The organism is Streptomyces sp. NPDC049887 (assembly GCF_040656535.1).
In the GTDB taxonomy this organism is placed as follows: domain Bacteria; phylum Actinomycetota; class Actinomycetes; order Streptomycetales; family Streptomycetaceae; genus Streptomyces.
Window position 1 is genome coordinate 167432 of record NZ_JBFAMM010000013.1, and the last position, 17245, is coordinate 184676.

General features: G+C 73.0%; 14 protein-coding genes. 7 read left to right on the forward strand and 7 right to left on the reverse strand.

What is annotated here, in order from left to right; all coding sequences use genetic code 11:
• Positions 1–21: 21 nt before the first annotated feature.
• The gene (locus AB0J10_RS18360; protein WP_363062734.1) at positions 22–1503 is read left to right on the forward strand and encodes a hypothetical protein; all 1482 of its coding nucleotides are present in this window, start codon (positions 22–24) and stop codon (positions 1501–1503) included.
• A 300-nt stretch (positions 1504–1803) separates the two neighbouring features.
• Here AB0J10_RS18360 and AB0J10_RS18365 read toward each other — a convergent pair whose 3' ends face one another.
• The gene (locus tag AB0J10_RS18365) at positions 1804–2853 is read right to left on the reverse strand and encodes an oxidoreductase (protein ID WP_363062736.1); all 1050 of its coding nucleotides are present in this window, start codon (positions 2851–2853) and stop codon (positions 1804–1806) included.
• A gap of 69 nt (positions 2854–2922) precedes the next feature.
• On the opposite strand from AB0J10_RS18365, the gene AB0J10_RS18370 reads away from it, so the two are divergent.
• Positions 2923–3879, forward strand: a complete 957-nt coding sequence (locus AB0J10_RS18370; RefSeq protein WP_363062738.1) for an FAD-dependent oxidoreductase — start codon at positions 2923–2925, stop codon at positions 3877–3879.
• A 138-nt stretch (positions 3880–4017) separates the two neighbouring features.
• On the opposite strand, the gene AB0J10_RS18375 is transcribed toward AB0J10_RS18370, so the two are convergent.
• The 3 genes from AB0J10_RS18375 to AB0J10_RS18385 all read right to left on the reverse strand — a co-directional run bounded on the left by AB0J10_RS18375 (position 4018) and on the right by AB0J10_RS18385 (position 7849).
• A complete protein-coding gene (locus AB0J10_RS18375; protein WP_363062740.1) occupies positions 4018–5670 on the reverse strand; it encodes a BCCT family transporter in 1653 nt (550 codons plus the stop codon).
• Positions 5671–5810: 140 nt separating this feature from the next.
• Positions 5811–7100: a M14 family metallocarboxypeptidase gene (locus tag AB0J10_RS18380; RefSeq protein ID WP_363062742.1), complete on the reverse strand. Its 1290-nt coding sequence runs from the start codon at positions 7098–7100 to the stop codon at positions 5811–5813.
• Positions 7100–7849: a hypothetical protein gene (locus AB0J10_RS18385; RefSeq protein ID WP_363062744.1), complete on the reverse strand. Its 750-nt coding sequence runs from the start codon at positions 7847–7849 to the stop codon at positions 7100–7102. The genes AB0J10_RS18380 and AB0J10_RS18385 overlap by 1 nt, the downstream gene beginning before the upstream one ends.
• A 199-nt stretch (positions 7850–8048) precedes the next feature.
• Here AB0J10_RS18385 and AB0J10_RS18390 point away from each other — a divergent pair, with 199 nt between their 5' ends.
• Positions 8049–9602 (forward strand): M1 family metallopeptidase, encoded by a 1554-nt coding sequence (locus AB0J10_RS18390; RefSeq protein WP_363062811.1) that lies wholly within the window; start codon positions 8049–8051, stop codon positions 9600–9602.
• Positions 9603–9713: 111 nt separating this feature from the next.
• Complete coding sequence (locus AB0J10_RS18395) at positions 9714–10757, forward strand: LacI family DNA-binding transcriptional regulator (RefSeq protein ID WP_363062746.1); 1044 nt, start codon at positions 9714–9716, stop codon at positions 10755–10757.
• Between the two features lie 400 nt (positions 10758–11157).
• On the opposite strand, the gene AB0J10_RS18400 is transcribed toward AB0J10_RS18395, so the two are convergent.
• Positions 11158–12075: an oxygenase MpaB family protein gene (locus tag AB0J10_RS18400; RefSeq protein ID WP_363062748.1), complete on the reverse strand. Its 918-nt coding sequence runs from the start codon at positions 12073–12075 to the stop codon at positions 11158–11160.
• Positions 12076–12352: 277 nt separating this feature from the next.
• Between AB0J10_RS18400 and sph the strand changes: the two genes are divergently transcribed.
• Complete coding sequence (gene sph, locus AB0J10_RS18405; RefSeq protein WP_363062750.1) at positions 12353–13354, forward strand: sphingomyelin phosphodiesterase; 1002 nt, start codon at positions 12353–12355, stop codon at positions 13352–13354.
• A gap of 92 nt (positions 13355–13446) precedes the next feature.
• Positions 13447–14517, forward strand: coding sequence for a cation diffusion facilitator family transporter (locus AB0J10_RS18410; RefSeq protein WP_363062752.1), 1071 nt, complete (start codon positions 13447–13449; stop codon positions 14515–14517).
• Between the two features lie 141 nt (positions 14518–14658).
• Here AB0J10_RS18410 and AB0J10_RS18415 read toward each other — a convergent pair whose 3' ends face one another.
• Positions 14659–15183, reverse strand: coding sequence for a hypothetical protein (locus tag AB0J10_RS18415; RefSeq protein WP_363062754.1), 525 nt, complete (start codon positions 15181–15183; stop codon positions 14659–14661).
• Positions 15184–15672: 489 nt separating this feature from the next.
• On the opposite strand from AB0J10_RS18415, the gene AB0J10_RS18420 reads away from it, so the two are divergent.
• Entirely contained in the window at positions 15673–16428 is a 756-nt protein-coding gene (locus AB0J10_RS18420) for a MerR family transcriptional regulator (RefSeq protein WP_363062756.1), read from the forward strand.
• Between the two features lie 321 nt (positions 16429–16749).
• Here the strand turns inward: AB0J10_RS18420 and AB0J10_RS18425 are convergent.
• The coding region (locus AB0J10_RS18425; RefSeq protein ID WP_363062758.1) for a hypothetical protein at positions 16750–17245 on the reverse strand (496 nt) is incomplete at its 5' end.

Below are 17245 nucleotides of genomic sequence, written 5' to 3' on the forward strand. Positions count from 1 at the left end.
AGTCGCCACTGGAAACTGGCCGTGGCGGCAGCAGCCGGCATCGCCACCCTCACCGGCGGGACCACCCTGATCAGCGGTCGGACGGTGACCGCCGAATCCGCCGACGCCAAGGCCCCGGCGCTCCGGGCCGCCGTCCCCGCCCGCGGCGGTGAGGGCGTCGACGAACAGGAGTACCGGTCAGGGCATGCCGACGACCGTGGCTGGGGAGACAGCGACGAGGACCGCAGCTCGGGGTCCGAGGACGAGCACAGCGCGCGTGGCGAGGGCGACAACTCCGACAAGCGCCAGGAGAAGGGACCGGACGGCCACGACGAGCAGAGCTCCGGATCACGCGACCAGGGCGGCGCCGGTGCCGACGACGAGCACGCCCGCAAAAGAGTGCCCTGTGATCCGAACGCGCTGATCGCGGCCATCACCGAGGCGAACAACGACGGCGGTGGAACGCTCAGTCTGGCTGAGAAGTGCACCTACACCCTCACCGCCAACCAGGACGGCAACGGCCTCCCCGAGATCGTCCAGCCCATCACCATCCACGGCAACGGCGCCACCGTCGCCCGCGCCGCCAACGCCGACCGGTTCCGCTTCTTCCAGGTCTCGGCCGGCGGCGACCTCGAACTCCGCCACCTCACCCTCACCCGCGGCAAAGCACCGGAAGACCAGAGCGGCGGCGCGATCCTCGTCACCCCGGCGGGACGCCTCGACCTCGACCACACCACGCTCACCCACAACACCGTCACCGACGATGACGCGGACGCCACCGGCGGCGCCATCCACAACGAAGGCATCACCCGAGTCCGCAACACCACGCTCAGCCGCAACACCGCCGCGAACGACGACGGCGGTGCCATCCACAACGTGGGCGCACTGAGCATCACAAGCTCCGAACTCACCCACAACACCGCCGTCAACGCCGGCGCCCTCAGCTCGACCGGAACGGTCACGATCAGCAAGAGCCTCATCAGTCACAACAGCGCCGGCGACGCCGGCGGCATCCTCCTCGACGAGGGCGTGATGGAGATCGTGTCGAGCAAGATCAGCCACAACACCGCCGGCGAGGATGACGGCGGGGGCATCGTGAACTCGGAAGGGGCCCTGTATGTGCGTGGCAGCACCATCAGCCACAACACCGCCTTCGACGATGCCGGCGGCCTGAGCCTGGTGAGTGACACGGTGATCGAGGACAGCACGATCAAGGGCAATGTCGCCGTCGGCGGCGACGGCGGCGGCATCATCATGGAAGGTGATGTCGCGATCCGCGGCAGTCAGGTCACGGAGAACCAGGCCCTCGGCGACGGCGCCAGCGGCGGCGGCATCTTCCTGAACGAAAGCGGTGCCGACCTCACACTCACCGACTCCAAGGTGACAAAGAACCTCTCGGACGCGCCCGCAGGCGGCATCCACAACGAGGGCACCGTCACCACCTTTGGCAAGATCCGTATCATCGACAACGTCCCCACCAACTGCCTCGGCAGTCCCAACCCGGTCCCGAGCTGCTTCGGCTGACGCCCCGACCGGGCCACCACAACCGACCACCGCCTCCGGCAGCCCCTCCCGCCCCACCGCAGGCCCGCTCGCGCCGGTTCGCGGGCTGTGTGAGGGCCGGGGGGGTGCGGCGGTGCGGGTCCGGCCGCACGGCGGGCGGTGGCAGCCGTGCGGCCCCAGGCGTGGGCGGTGGACGACACCGTTCGGCCGACACTCAGCGCGTCGGCCGGGCGCCCGGGACGTCCCCGCCACACCGCTGCCCGAAGACACCCGCCCGGCCCTTCACCGGGCCACCGTCGAGCGGGATTCGGTGGGTGCCGCTCAGGACGTCCCGGCCGGGTGTCCGGCTCGGCGCGCCACGGCCGCCACCAGGACTCCCCCGGCCGCGCGGGCCACCACGAACGCCCGGCCCTGCACGGCGCCGCCGTCCAGGGGGATCCGGTGGGTGCCGGGCTCCAGGGTGCCGTCGAAGACCTCGTGGGTACAGGTGCGGTGGAGCCGGTCGATGCGGTGGGCGACCAGCCGGACACGGCAGCTGGACGCGACGGTCACCGATGCCGTGCCGCCGGAGGCGGTCAGCCCGGTCAGCCGGCGGTGTTCGGCGGGGCTGCGGTGGAGCGCCTGCTCGACCTGGGCGACGACGACCGGCACGGCGTCGGCGAGTACGTCGACGCAGACGGCGTCGGCCCCGGAATCGGTGAAGGCCGATCGGACCGCGGCGCGTTCGGTCTCCGTGACGGTGCCGCCGAGGACGACGGCGCCGTACGCCCGCAGTTCCTCCGCCGGAACCCCCGCCGTGTCACGGGCGATGTCGGCACCGATGCCGATGGTCCGGAGGGCGGCGGCGAGCCTGGTGAGGGAGGCGGCGCGGGCGCCGACGAGGAGGACCCTGCGCCGCGGTCCGATGCCGGTGCCGTCGAGGAGCCGCTCCAGTGCGGCCCGGTACGCGTCGGCACGGAAGCGGAAGGGGCCGGTCCCGGAGTAGCCGTTGAGCTCCAGGTCCGCGGTCTCCTCCGTCTGCCAGGCGAAGTCCCGCCAGACGACGTCGTTCCCCTGCCGCTCGATGACGGCGGTCACGGCTCCGCAGCCCAGTTCCTCGCACTCGGGGCAGCCGTAGAGGACCCGGCGCCCGCCCGGCAGCGGGGCCTCCTCGTCCAGCAGCAGTCCGCGCACCTGACGGGTGAGGATCGCCGGGGGCACGTCGGAGGCGAGCGGGGAGACGGCGTCGACGTCGCAGAGCAGGAGGAGGAGCGGGCGGCCGTCGACGACGAAGTCCAGGAAGTCGCGGTGGACCTCGAAGCCTCCGCCGGCGAGGAATCCCCCGGCCCGTACCGCCGGGGCCAGGGCGAACGTCGCGTACTCGACTGACATGTCCGGAGTATCCCCAGCGCCGGCGCGATGTGAGCACGGCGGCGGTGATCGACACTGTACGGTCCCGCCATGAGCGGCGAAGTGATCGTGGTGGGCGGCGGGATCATCGGGCTGACGACGGCGGTGGAACTCGCCGAGCGGGGGCGGCGGGTGCGGCTGTGGACCCGTGAGCCCGTCGGGGCGACCACGTCCGCGGTGGCGGGCGCCCTGTGGTGGCCGTACCGGATCGAACCGGAGGCACTCGTCGGTGCATGGTCGCTCACGTCGCTCCGGGTGTACGAGGAGCTGGCGGGGCGGCCGGAGGAGACCGGGGTGCGGCTGGTGCCGGGAGTGCAGCCCGGTGTCTCGCCCGCCGCGCTCGGGCCCTTGGCCCGGGAACTCACCGGAACGGTGCGCGAACTGGCGCCCGCAGAGCGGCCCGCGGGGGTCGCGTCCGGGCTGTGGGCGCGGCTGCCGCTGATCGACATGCCCGCTCATCTGGGCTGGCTGCGGACCAGGTTCGAGGCGGCGGGCGGCACCGTGGAGCTCCGCGCGGCCGGCTCGCTCGACGAGGCCGCGGCCGGGGCCCCGGTCGTCGTCAACTGCACGGGGCTCGGCGCGCGCGAGCTGGTGCCGGATCCGGAGGTCACGCCGGTGCGGGGCCAGTTGGTACTGGTGGAGAACCCCGGGATCGAGACCTGGTACGCGGCCGCGGACGAGGCGTCGAGCGAGCTGACGTACTTCTTCCCGCAGCCGGGCCGACTCGTCCTCGGCGGTACGGCGGTCGAGGGAGACCGGTCACTGGAGCCGGACCCGGCGACGGCCGAGGCGATCGTCCGGCGCTGCGCCCGGGTGCGCCCGGAGATCGCCGGGGCCGAGGTCCTCGCCCACCGGGTCGGCCTGCGCCCCGCGCGCTCGAGCGGAGTGCGGCTCGCGGCCGTTCCGGGCCCGTACGGCATCCGTCTGGTCCACAACTACGGGCACGGTGGGGCCGGGGTGACGGTCGCCTGGGGCTGCGCCAGAGCGGCTGCGGACCTGGCGGGCTGACCGGCGTCCGCGCCGGACCGTGGCGGCCACGCGGCGAGCGCCTGCCCGAAGCAGCCGGCCCATGCCTTCGCGAGCCGCCCTCGTCGCCGGTCACCACGGCCCGTGCACCGCGACGCCGGCGGCCGGGGAGGCCGGAGTTCACTGTTCCGGTGGTGTGGGCCCGATGCGGAGCTCGAAGTCCCCGTCGTACCTCTTGTGGCCCTCGATGACGGCGAGATCGACGACCTCCTCACCGCGTTCGCCGCGCACGATGATCGGATCGTGGCGCAGATCGCGCATCAGCGCGAAGCACATCGCGATCATCACGATGAGGAAAGGGGCCGCGACCAGAATCGTGAGGTTCTGCAGTCCGGCCAGGGCGTCGCCCTTCCCGCCACCGATCAGCAGCATGACGGCCGCGACGGCGCCGGTGACGGTGCCCCAGAACACCACGACAAACCGTCCCGGCTCCAGAGCGCCCTTCTGCGAGAGCGTCCCCATCACGAGGGAGGCCGCGTCCGCTCCCGAGACGAAGAAGATGCCGACCAGGACCATCACGAGCATGCTCGTCACGGTGGCGGCGGGGTACTGCTGGAGCACCGCGAACAGCTGGCCCTCGGGCGTGGTCTCGTCGCCCAGCCGACCACGCTCCTGAAGCGTCATCGCCGTACCGCCGAAGATCGCGAACCAGCAGAGGCTGACCGTGCTGGGCACGAGGATGACTCCGCCCACGAACTGGCGGATCGTCCGGCCCCGGCTGATGCGGGCGATGAACATGCCGACGAAAGGCGTCCAGGAGATCCACCAGGCCCAGTAGAAGACCGTCCAGCTGCCGAGCCAGTCGGCGACCCCGGCACCGCTGGACGCCTCGGTCCGGCCGACCAGCTGCGGCAGTTCGCCGAAGTAGGTGGCGATCGAGGTGGGGAGGAGATCGAGCACGATGACGGTCGGTCCGGCGACGAACAGGAACACGGCGAGCAGCAGTGCCAGCACCATGTTGGTGTTGGACAGCCACTGGATGCCCTTCTCGATGCCGGACACCGCCGAGAGGACGAAGGCGAGCGTCAGCACCGCGATGATGGCGACGAGGAGCCCCGTGCTGACCTTCGCCATCCAGCCCAGTTCGCTGACCCCGCTGCCGATCTGGAGGGCGCCCAGTCCGAGGGACGCCGCCGAACCGAACAGCGTGGCGAAGATGGCCAGGATGTCGATGAGCCGGCCGCCCCATCCGTAGGCGTGCTTCCTGCCGATCAGCGGCTCGAAGACGGCGCTGACGGTCTGGCGGCGCCGGCGCCGGAAGGTGCTGTACGCGATGGCGAGCCCGACCACGGCGTAGATCGCCCACGGATGCAGCGTCCAGTGGAACAGGGTCGTGGCCATCGCGGTCTCCATGGCCTGGGCCGCGTCGGCGGGATCGGTACCCGGCGGGGGCTCGGTGAAGTGCGCCAGGGGCTCGCTGACCCCGTAGAACATCAGCCCGATGCCCATGCCCGCGCTGAACATCATCGCGATCCAGGAGACGGTGCGGAACTCGGGTTCCTCACCCTCCCTGCCGAGGGGGATGCGTCCGTAGCGACTCATCGCGAGCCAGAGCGCGAAGATCACGAAGCCGGAGGCGGCCAGGACGAACGCCCAGCCGCCGTTGTGGATGAGGCCCGCGAGCATGCCGCTGGAGACGCGCTCGAGGTCGTCGGTGGCGACGGAGCCCCAGACCACGAACGCGACCGTGAGGACGGCGGTGACCCCGAAAACGACCCGGTCCGTGACGTTGCCGTACCTCGTCACGTCCGGACGGCCGGGGACGTCCGTCACCGGTGGATCTCCCCGGTCGTCCGGCTGTTCTGCGTCATGCGACTCGTCGTGCGGCACTGAGGGCCCCTTTCGCGGGTAACCGGAGCCGGGCTTCGTTCTCCGTAGGCCCTCCTACCACATGCGACGCTGTTCATCCGGAATCAGCAGCGGATGATCGGGCTCCCGGTCGTGAGGCGGTAGGCGGCCCGTTCGTCGAGCAGCAGGGGGACGAGCGCCCGCAGCGACTGCCGCAGCGGTACCACGGCGCCGTCCGCGGTGGGCCCGGAGACCACTCCGTGCAGGGCGAGTTCGTCCCTGACCTCGGTGTACTGCGCGGTCGTGAGCCGGTAGCCGCACGGCGGGTCCTGGATGGTCTCGTCCGCGGTCGCGGGGTCGTTGTCGGCGCCGCCGGTCCACACCGGGCCGCGATCGGCGAACCCGGCGATCCGGGCCGCGGTGGTCGCCGCCTCGATCCTGCCGCGCCGCTCGCCGGCGAAGGCGAACGCGCCGTCCAGGGCGACGAGCTGGGAGGCGACACGCCGCCGGTTGTTCAGGGCGGGGTCCGCCTTCTCGGCTTCGGTGCGGGCGTCGACCCGGGTCTCGACGAGCAGGCCGACGGAGTGCTTCACCCCCGCCGTGTTCCGCAGGATGCGCTCCTGGCCGTCGCCGGCGACCTGCCGGACGGGCTCGCCGGTGACGGGATCGGTCCAGATGCCGTAGATGCCGCTGCTGAATCCCGCGCCGCCGGCGGCGGGGCGGACGTAGGTCTCGGAGAGGGTGCGGGCCTCCCGGTGCACATCGGGGGCCGTGTTGAGGTTGCGCGGCCACAGGGCGAGCAGGTCCTTGTCGTAGTAGCCGGGTGTGGCGCCGTATTCGTGCAGGTCGTAGATGATGTCGGGGCGGCGGTCGCGGATGACTGCGGCCAAGGAGCGGCCCTCGGCGGTCTTCAGCGCGATGTGGTCGCGATTGATGTCCACTCCGTCGGCGTTGCCACGGGTGTCGGCCGCGCGCCCGTCGGGGTTGGCGGTCGGGACGACGAGCACGGTCGTACGGTCCAGGAAGCGGCGGGTCCCCGCGTCCCCGGCCCTGGCCAGGTCGCGGACCGTGCTGAGACATGCCTCGCGGCCGGACGGCTCGTCGCCGTGCTGACTGCAGATGAGCAGCACGGTGTTCCCGGTGGGCCGGTCTCCGCCGATGCGCACCAGCCGGAGCGGGCGGCCCTGCCCGGTCCTGCCGATGGTGCTCAGCGACACACGATCGCTCGACCGGTCGACGGCCTCCAGGAACGCCCACTCCTCGGCCTGGGTGGTCCAGCGAGCACCACCGGAGGTCTCGAATCCGGTGCGCGGCACCTCGGCGTGCGCGGCGGCCGCCCGGACGGGGGCCGGTACGGCGACCGCGGCGGCGAGTGCGCAGGCCGCCGCGGCGAGGGTGCGGATACGACGGTGCATCAGTTGCTGCCTCCGGGAACGGGTCGGTCGGACGCGGAGCGCTCACTCGGTCGAGCCGGGCGCCGAGGGCCGGACGCGACCCGGTGGACCAGTGCCCGGGGCGCGTTCGATGTCGGCCAGGGGCGCGTGCCGCCGGTGACGGTGCCGTCCCGGCTTCTGCCGATCATCCCCACGCCCGTGGTGGTCCGGGGAGCGGCGGCGCGCCGGGGGCCGGTGCGGGCGGTGAAGGCGCGGGGGCGGCTGTCCAGCCGGTCGACGACGGCCTCGGCGGACTGGGGGCCGGAGCGGGCCTCCGGCGCAGTCGTCGGAGCGGCCGCCACCGGCGAGGTCGACGCCACGAGGGCGCAGCCGCGCGGCACGAAGCAGTCGACGCGGAACAGCGGGAAGGCGACCGGATGCCCGGGGACGCCGTGGGTCCTCCTCTCGCTTTCGTTGCCGCGCCCGCAACAGGAGCAATACGGGCCGGCGTCCACGGCGACGGGTATTTTCCGGCCATGCTGCGCCGGTTCCCGCGGTCGGACGACGCCGACGGCGAGGCGGTCGTTCCGGCCGCCCCCGTCACCGTCGCGCCGGATGTCGACATGGGCGCATTCCCGTGTCGCGCCGTCGCACCGGCAGAGGGTCCGGCCCTCCCGGGCCGCGGTGCCGTGTGCGTCGCTCCGCGGGACGAGGACGGGCGTCGGGGCGGCTGGGGCCGTCGCGGCGACGGTTCTGCCGGTGAGTCGGATGCGCGGCACACGTATCGGCATGGGCGGACGGTACTCCCGTCAACTGCCCTGCGACAGGGGGCAGTAGTGAGACGTCCGAGGACGGGAGCGACGAATGGGAGACCTTGCGTCAGGTCGGCCGAATGCCGATCGCGCGACGGAGGGCGCCATGGACATGCCGAGGCGTCGGACGCATGAATGGGTTTGAAAAGATCATCCACCCCTGATGTTGGGAGCATTCGTGCAGCGCAGAATTCTCGTCCCGGGCGCGATCGCGGCATCTCTCCTGCTGGCGATCCCGGCATCCGCCGCTGCCGGGGGCCCGGGGGATTCCTCCTCGGGACAGGGCGGGCCCGGGGCCCCGGGCATCGGCGACCCCTACTATCCGTCCAGCGGCAACGGCGGATACGACGTGGCGCATTACGACCTCCGGCTGAAGTACCAGCCGGCAACGGATCTCCTCGAGGGCACGGCGACGATTCTCGCCACCACCCGGCAGGACCTCTCCCGTTTCAACCTCGACTTCGGCCTGACGGTCAGTGAGGTGCGCGTGAACGGCCGCCAGGCGGCGTTCACCCGGAGCGGCGGCCAGGAACTGGAGATCACGCCGGCCGCACCGCTGGAGAAGAACCGCCCGGTCACGGTGGTCGTCAGGTACTCCGGAAAACCCTCGGAACTCAAGATCGACGGCTGGACCGCCTGGCACCGCACCCCGGACGGCGGAGTCGCCGCGCAGGAGCCCGCCTCGGCCGTGTGGTGGTTCCCCTCCAACGACCACCCGCTCGACAAGGCCACCTTCGACATCTCCGTCGCGGTTCCGGACGGCACCCAGGCGATCAGCAACGGCGTGCTGCGGTCCCGCTCGTCACGGCTCGGCTGGACCCGCTACAACTGGCGGTCCGACAAGCCGCAGGCCACGTATCTCGCCACGCTCGCCGTGGGGAAGTTCGACATCACCACGGACACGACCGCGAACGGGCTGCCGGTCCTCAACGCGTACAGCAAGGACCTCGGGGGCAACGCGGGTGCGGCGCGGGCCAGCGTCGAGCGGACCGCCGAGGTCGCGGAGTGGCTGGAGGGCGTCTTCGGGCCGTACCCGTTCAACGCGCTCGGCGGCTACGTACCGAACGTGCCCAGCGGGTACGCCCTGGAGACGCAGACCCGGCCGTTCTACAGCCCGCGGCAGTTCGCCAACGGCGCGAACGTCTCGGTCGTCGTGCACGAGCTGGCCCACCAGTGGTACGGGGACAGCGTCTCCGTGAAGGGCTGGAAGGACATCTGGGTCAACGAGGGCTTCGCCCGCTACAGCCAGTGGCTGTGGTCGGAGAAGGAGGGCGAGGGCACGGCACAGGAGCTGGCCGACTACGTCTACGCCCAGCACCCGGCCGACGACCCCTTCTGGACGGTGAAGCCGGGCGACCCGGGGCCGGACAAGCAGTTCGACATCGCCGTGTACGACCGCGGCGCGCTCGCCCTGCAGGCGCTGCGCAACACGATCGGCGACGAGGACTTCTTCGCGGTCCTCAAGGGCTGGCCGGCCGCGCACGCCGACGGCAACGCGAGCGTCGGCGACTTCGTGCAGTACGCCGAGGAGGTGTCCGGCACCCCGCTCGCGGACCTCTTCGCCACCTGGCTCTACGAGCCGTCCAGGCCGGCCGCACCCGCGGCGGCGACGAGCGGGACCACGAAGGCACCAGGCGTCGCACGGCCCGAGGCCCGGCCTGCGGAACCCAGGTCGTACCGGAGCATCGCCGCCACCGACACCGTGCACGACCACGGCCGCGCCCACGGCTGACTGCCCCGTGCATCAGGTGCCGCGGCCCCGCTCCGGGCCGCGGCACCTGCGGCTACGCTGGCCCCGCAGACCAGTGCCACCTGTACGGACACCGCCGGTGAGGAGCGTCCCGTGCCCGATCGGAGCAGTGGGCCCAGACCCACCCTGGAAGCCGTCGCCGCACGGGCCGGGGTCTCCCGGGCCACGGTGTCCCGCGTCGTCAACGGCGGGGCCGGAGTGCGCGCCCCGGTGGCCGACCGGGTGCGGGAAGCGGTCGCCGAGCTCGGCTACGTACCCAACCAGGCGGCCCGCAGCCTCGTCACCCGGCGGAGTGGCGCGGTCGCCGTGATCATCGCGGAGCCGGAGTTCCGGGTCTTCTCCGATCCCTTCTTCGAGCGTCAGGTGCGCGGCATCAGCCGTGAACTGAGCGCCAACGACTCGCAGTTGGTGCTTCTGTGGGTCGAGGGACCGGACGACCACGACCGGATAGCCCGCTATCTCGGTGGCGGCCACGTCGACGGCGCGCTCGCCTTCTCGCTCCACGAGAGCGACGAACTCCCCTCGGTGGTGCTGGGGTCGGGGGTGCCGGCGGTCTTCGGGGGGCGCCCCGGCGGGCCCGGCGCCGGCTCAGAGCACGCCGTGCCCTACGTCGACTGCGACAACCGGGGCGGCGCCCGAGCGGCGGTGCGCCATCTCGTCGGCCTCGGCCGTACCCGGATCGCCCATATCGCCGGCCCCCGGGACCAGACGTCGGCGCTCGACCGACTCCACGGCTACCGCGACGTGCTGCCGGACGCCGACCCGGGGCTTACCGCCCAGGGCGACTTCACCGCCCGCAGCGGGGAACTGGCGATGGCCGCGCTGCTCGGCCTGGGTGCGACGGCGCCGGACGCGGTGTTCGCCTCGAACGACCTGATGGCCTCGGGGGCGTTGAGGCTGTTGCGTGAGCGGGGGCTGCGGGTGCCGGAGGATGTCGCGCTCGTCGGCTTCGACGACATGGCGTCGGTGGCCGAGACCACCGATCCGCCGCTGACGACGGTCCGCCAGGACATCGAGGGCAACGGGCGGCTGATGGTACGGCTGCTGATGGAGCTGCTGGACGGGCGGGGCGCGGAGGCCGCTCCCCCGGCCTCGGTGATCACACCGACCACGCTGGTGCGGCGCGCCACGGCCTGAGCCGTCCCGCGGCCGCGAGGGCTCGGTCACCCGCCGGCGCGAGCGCCACGCCGCCCGGGTCGTCCGCGGAGGACCCGGCGCCGGCACGCTGTGTCCCGGCAGGACGCGATGCCGGGCGCGCCGTTCCGCCGCCGGCCGGGACGTGGTCCCCGTACGAGCGTCGCGCCTCCCGGCGGGGCGGGCCGGTGTCCGCCTCCCGGGCCCTGCACTCCCGACCGAGCGGCGCGCTCCGCCGCGGGGCCCAACCCAAAACCTGCGGCCCGGGTCCCGCCCCGCTATGACATCGGTCTGCCGGGGCCGACGACGCGGTACACCGACTCGCCGGGACGTGGCGCATCGCGCACCGACGCCGCGCGGCGTCCCACCGGGCGGCACGCCGTCGGCCGCCCCGGTGGGGCCGTCACCTCGCACGCCGCGTCGGCAGCCGGCCCTCGGCCCGGGCCAGGCGACGGGCCTGTCGGGCCTGCGGCAGATAGCGCAGCCGCTCCGGCAGCAGGGGCACGACGATCCTGACGGCCCGGCCGAAGCGGCGCAGCCGCCGCTCCTGTCCGGCGGTCCACGGCAGCCCGATCGCCTCGCGGGCGTCCGGCGGCATCAGCCCGACGGTGAGGAAGCGCCTCAGCCGGAGGAACCTGGGCAGGATCAGCGGCCAGGACAGGCGCAGCAGCAGTCTCAGCGGCAGGGGTCCGAAGGCGGGCGGCGGGAGCCTGCGGTCCATGGCGAGGAGCTCCCGGACGACGGCGGTGGCTTCGAGCTCGTCGGCGAGGACCCTGCGGTAGTAGGGCCAGAACTCCTCGACGGTGCCCGGCATGTAGCGGTCGCCGATGCCGAGCACCCGGCCGACGCTCAGCCACTCCTCGTAGAGCCGGCGCTCCTGGGCCTCGGTGAACGGACGGTACAGATAGCGGATCGCATGGTGGTGGACGGGAAAGCCGGTGGCGTGGACCCACGCGTAGTACTCGGGGGTGAGCGCGTGGTAGCGGCGGCCCCTGGTGTCGGTGCCCTGAATGCCCCGGTGCAGCCGGCGCAGACGGCGGCCCTCCTCCACGGCGGCGTCCCCGCCGTACACCCACAGCTGGAGCGAGCGCAGCGAGCGCTCTCCGCGGCCCCAGGGGTCGGTACGGAATACGGAGTGCTCATCGACGCCCGCGCCGACGGCCGGGTGCGCGACCTGCAGGGTGAGCGCGGCGGGGAGCATCAGCAGCCCGCGCACGTCGCCGACGAGGGTCCACAGGACACCGCCGGGCGGCGGGGGCAGTGGGTCCGGCCCGCCCGTGCCGTCCGTCTTCCGTGTCAGGGGTTCCCTCGGCCCGGTCATCGGAGTGCTCCCGGAGAACGGCGGGCGGGGTACGCCGCGCGCGCTCACACATCCAGTATGCGATTCACGGCCGGACGAGGGGCAGCGGGGGCCCGTCCGTCCCGGGAAGTCCCCTTGAAGGCTCCCGGGACGCGACTTGTCCGGAAACGTTCCCAGGAACGTGGAACTCCGGCAAGAAACCCGGCACCTGACGGTTACCCGAAGGTAACTGCCGCTGCTTTGATGTGCGCGCCGGTATCACCCCCCACCTCCACCCCCACCAGAAACGGGAGTTCCAGTGCCGCAATCCGTGCTCCGCCGTGCGTCCGGCGCAGCCCTCTCCACGGCGGTCGCCGCCGCCGCCCTGACGGTCGCCGCGCCGTCGGCATCCGCCTTCCCCGCCGGGCAGAGCGCCGCGGCGACGCCTTCGCTGAAGGTCCTGACGTACAACGTCTTCCTCTTCAGCAAGGCCCTCTACCCCAACTGGGGCCAGGACCATCGGGCCGCCGAGATCCCGAAGGCCCCGTACTTCCAGGGCAACGACGTCGTCGTGCTCCAGGAGGCGTTCGACAACTCCTCGTCCGACGCACTGCAGCGCAACGCCCGTGCCCAGTACCCGTACCAGACCCCCGTGCTGGGCCGCAGCAAGAGCGGCTGGGACGCGACGGGCGGCGCGTACTCGGCGACGGTGCCGGAGGACGGCGGTGTCACGGTCCTCAGCAAGTGGCCCGTCGTGCGCAAGGAGCAGTACGTCTACAAGGACGCCTGCGGCTCCGACTGGTGGTCCAACAAGGGCTTCGTGTACGCGGTCCTGGATGTGAACGGCAGCCGGGTGCATGTGGTGGGGACCCATGCGCAGTCGACCGACCCCGGCTGTGCGGCGGGCGAGGCGGCACGGATGCGCAGCCGTCAGTTCAAGGCGCTCGACGCGTTCCTCGACGCCAAGAACATCCCTGCCTCCGAGCAGGTCCTGGTGGCGGGCGACTTCAACGTCGACTCGCGCACGCCCGAGTACGCGACCATGCTGGCGGACGGCGGGCTCGCCGACGCGGACAGCCGCACGGGGCACCCGTACTCCTTCGACCCCCAGGACAACTCGATAGCGGCCGACCGCTATCCGGGCGAGCCGCGCGAGGACCTCGATCACGTCCTGCACCGGGCGGGGCACGTCCGCCCGGCCGGCTGGCGGAACGACGTGGTCAAGGAGCAGAGCGCACCCTGGACGGTGACCAGTTGGGGCACCGACTACACCTACACCAACCTCTCGGACCACTACCCGGTCGCCGCCTTCGGGCAGTAACCGGCAGGGCGTAACCGCGAGGCGGTTGCAGCTGGTCAGGGGCCGCTCTTCGGCAGTGGCTGCAGGCCTTTCCGGCTGTCATGGTGGTGTCCATGACGGGTCAGGAGCACAAGCACGGGCACGCGGAGGACCGCACGGCCGGCCACGCCGGCGGGCCGGCGGACGGCCGCGGACACACGCACGGGCACGGGCAGGGCCGGGGGCACGGCCGTGGGCACCACCATCACCATCACGGCGAGCGCATCGACGCGGCACTCGAAGGCTCGGCCGAAGGACTGCGCACACTCTGGTTCTCCTTCGCCGTCCTGACCGCGACCACCGCGGCCCAGGCGGTCATCGCGGCGCTGTCGGGGTCGGTCGCGCTGCTGGGCGACACCGTCCACAACGCGACCGACGCGCTCACCGCGCTGCCGCTCGCCCTGGCCTTCGTACTGGGCCGGCGCGCCGCGACCCGGCGCTACACCTACGGCTTCGGCCGTGCCGAGGACCTGGCGGGGGTCTTCGTCGTCCTGGTGATCGCGGCCTCCGCCGCCTTCGCCGGTTACGAGGCGGTCCGGCGGCTGCTGGACCCTCAGGACATCACCCACCTCCCGGCGGTCGCAGCGGCCGGGCTCGTGGGGTTCGCGGGCAACGAGTGGGTGGCGAGGGCCCGCATCCGTACGGGGCGCCGCATCGGCTCCGCCGCGCTCGTCGCGGACGGACTGCACGCCCGCACCGACGGGTTCACCTCCCTCGCCGTGCTGCTCGGCGCCGGCGGCGCGGCACTGGGCTGGCGGTACGCCGACCCCCTCGTCGGCCTCGTCATCACCGGGGCGATCCTCCTCGTACTGCGTGGCGCGGCTCGCGAGATCTGGCACCGTTTGATGGACGCCGTGGATCCGGCCCTGGTCGACACGGCCGAGCACGCACTCGCGCATGTGGAGGGCGTACGGGCCGTGGGGGCCGTGCGGATGCGGTGGATCGGGCACACGCTGCGCGCGGAGACGTCGGTCGAGGTCGACCCGGGGCTCACGGTCGTACAGGCCCACGCCGTGGCCGTCGCCGCCGAACACGCCCTGCTCCACGCGGTACCCCGGCTGGCGGGTGCGACCGTGCACATCGACCACGCGGACACGGCAGGCCAGGACCCGCACGCCGCGCTGGACCACCACTTCGCCCGCTGAGCGCCCGGCTCGGCCCCGTGTGCGCCCCTCTCGGGTGCATGCCCCCGTCACGTGACCGCTCCACCCCGGTGACCGCCGGTCCCGGTGACTGCCCGACGCCGGTGTTGCGGCGCCCGTGCCTCACCCGGCGGCCACCCGCCCCTACCGGTACCAGGCGGCGGCGCTCCAGGCGTACAGCCCGATGGTCGCGGCCACGCAGACGATGACCACCCAGGAGCCCAGGCCCGTGCGCCGTCCGGTGCGCGGAGTCCGCTCACGACCGGCGCGCGCGGACCGGGCCGGGCGGACCGGCCGCGGAGATCCCCCGGAGCGCACGGAGAATCGCCTGGTCCGCGCCGTGGGCGCGAGGGCCGGGGCGATCACGTGCGGCGAAGGGTCCGCGGCGGCCTCGGCGAGCAGCCGGCGGCAGACGGCGGCCAGTTCGGCCGTACCGGCCTTGACGTGCATCACCGCCTCCGAGCGCGCGGGTGCCGTCGTACCGCCGTCGAGTATGCGTCCGGCGCGCAGGAGGATCTCGTCCCGGCCACCGCTCGGCGCGAGGCTGATCCAGCGCCGCACGTGCTCGCCCCGGATGACCACGCCTCCCGCGCGATCCCGGTACACGGTGTGCTCGCGCCACAGGACGTCTGCCAACTCCGCAGCGGTCTCCCTCAGTTGCGCACTCACGCTCTCCCCCGCTCTGCCGTGCGCCGCTCGAACAAGCACCGCACTCTAGCGTCAGGCGCGGACCGGCCCGCGCGCGGGCCCCCGCCGTGGTCGTACACCCGTCACCGGTATGGCCTGCTCGACGAGCCGGGCCGGCACCAGTGGCTCCCCCGGGGCAGGTGCCGCCCGCCGGCCCGCAGCCGGCCCGCAGCCGATCCGCGGCACAGGACGCGGGCTCCGGCTCCGGGGGGCTTTCGCGACGGCCTCGCCCAGCGCCGTGTCGACGGCCTCGTACCGCACGGGCACCCCCTTGCTGCCCTTGCTCATTCCCCACCGGCGCACCATGTTTGCCACCCATACGGTCGGCCCGACACTGACGGACCGGACCATGCCGATGCCGCAGTCGTTGCGGGCCGCCCCCGGTGCCGGCGCCCGTCCCGGGTTTCACAACTCTGGTGAGACAGCAATACTGTTGCACTGGACCGGCGCACGCAGGGAGCGAGGAAGACGATGGCGACCGAAACCGAGGGGCCGACGCTGACCGTCGACGAGCTGGCCGCCCGCGCGGGCGTCACCGTCCGCACCATCCGGTTCTACGGCACCCGCGGTCTGCTGCCGCCGCCGCAGATCGGCCCGCGCCGCGTCGGCCACTACGGCGCGGAGCACCTCTCCCGACTTGCCCTGATCGAGGAACTGCAGCACCAGGGAATGACGCTCGCGGCCATCGAACGCTACCTGGAGCAGCTGCCGCCGGGGCTGAGCGCGCAGGATCTGGCGATCCACCGGGCCCTGGTGGCCTCCTGGGCGCCCGAGTCCGCCGAGGAGACCGGGCTGGAGGAGCTGGTGCGCCGGGCCGGGCGGCCGCTGTCGGAGCAGGACGTCGAGCGGCTCGCGGCCATGGGCGTGCTGGACCGCACCGCCGCGCCGGACGTGTTCCGGCTCGACGGCGGGCTGCTCAGGCTCGGCGTCGAACTGCTCGACGTCCCCATCGCCCACGAGACGATCCTGGCCTCCCGCACGGTCCTGCTGGAGCACGCCCGCGCCGCCGCCCAGGAGCTGACCAGGCTGTTCCGGGACGAGGTGTGGGGCCCCTACCGCGAGCGCGAGTCCGATCCGGACCATGTCGCCGCGATGAAGTCCCTCTCGGCCCATATGCAGCCGATGGTGATCCAGGCCCTGGTGACGGCCTTCCAGCGGTCGCTGCGGGAGGAACTGCGGGCGGCGTTCGGGACCGGCGCGGACACGCCCACGGCCGGGCCCGAGTAGGGCCGGGAACCGGGCGGGCCCGAGTAGGGCCGGGAAACGGGCGGACCCGAGTAGGCCGGGAACCGGGCGAGGGCTTCCTCGGGCGGGCACCCTGGCACACCCGATGCGAGGGACCGGCGAGGCGGTACTGCGCGACGCCTGCCGCTCGATGGGGCGGGCGGTGGCGACCGGGGCGCCGGGAGCCGCCCGCGCCGTGACCGCTCGCCGTGCACGTCCGCCCCGGGGGCCGACCACGAGAGCCGACGATGTGCCGCACCGGCGCCCCGGTGGAGCCGGTCCGAGGCAACTGCCGTCCCGGCTCTCGCCATGTCGCGCCGCACCTCACTCGGGTGACGGGGTGCCGACGATCTTCCTCGTCGCGTCCGCCAGTTCTTCGCTCTGGGGTCGCACGGCATCGGTGAGCTCGCGACGCTCCTCCGCCGGTGTCTTCGGGTTCTCGATCCTCGCGAGGGTCCGGGTCAGTGGCTGCACGGCCCTGGTGAGCTCCTCGCGTTGCTCCGGCGACGTCCCGGGGTCCTCGATCAGCCGCAGCGTGACGGTCAGCTGCAGCACGCTCGCCGCGTACGCCGTCCGCTGACCCGGCGGCGTCTTCTCGATGATCCGCAACGAACTCGTCAACGGCCGCACCACACTCAGCAGCGCCGCGCGCTCCTTCGGCGACGTCCCGGGGTCCTCGATCAGCCGCAGCGTGGCGGTCAACTGCCGGGCACACGCCGCATACGCCGTCCGCTGACCCGGCGGCGTCTTCTCGATGATCCGCAACGAACTCGTCAACGGCCGCACCACACTCAGCAGCGCCGCGCGCTCCTTCGGCCGT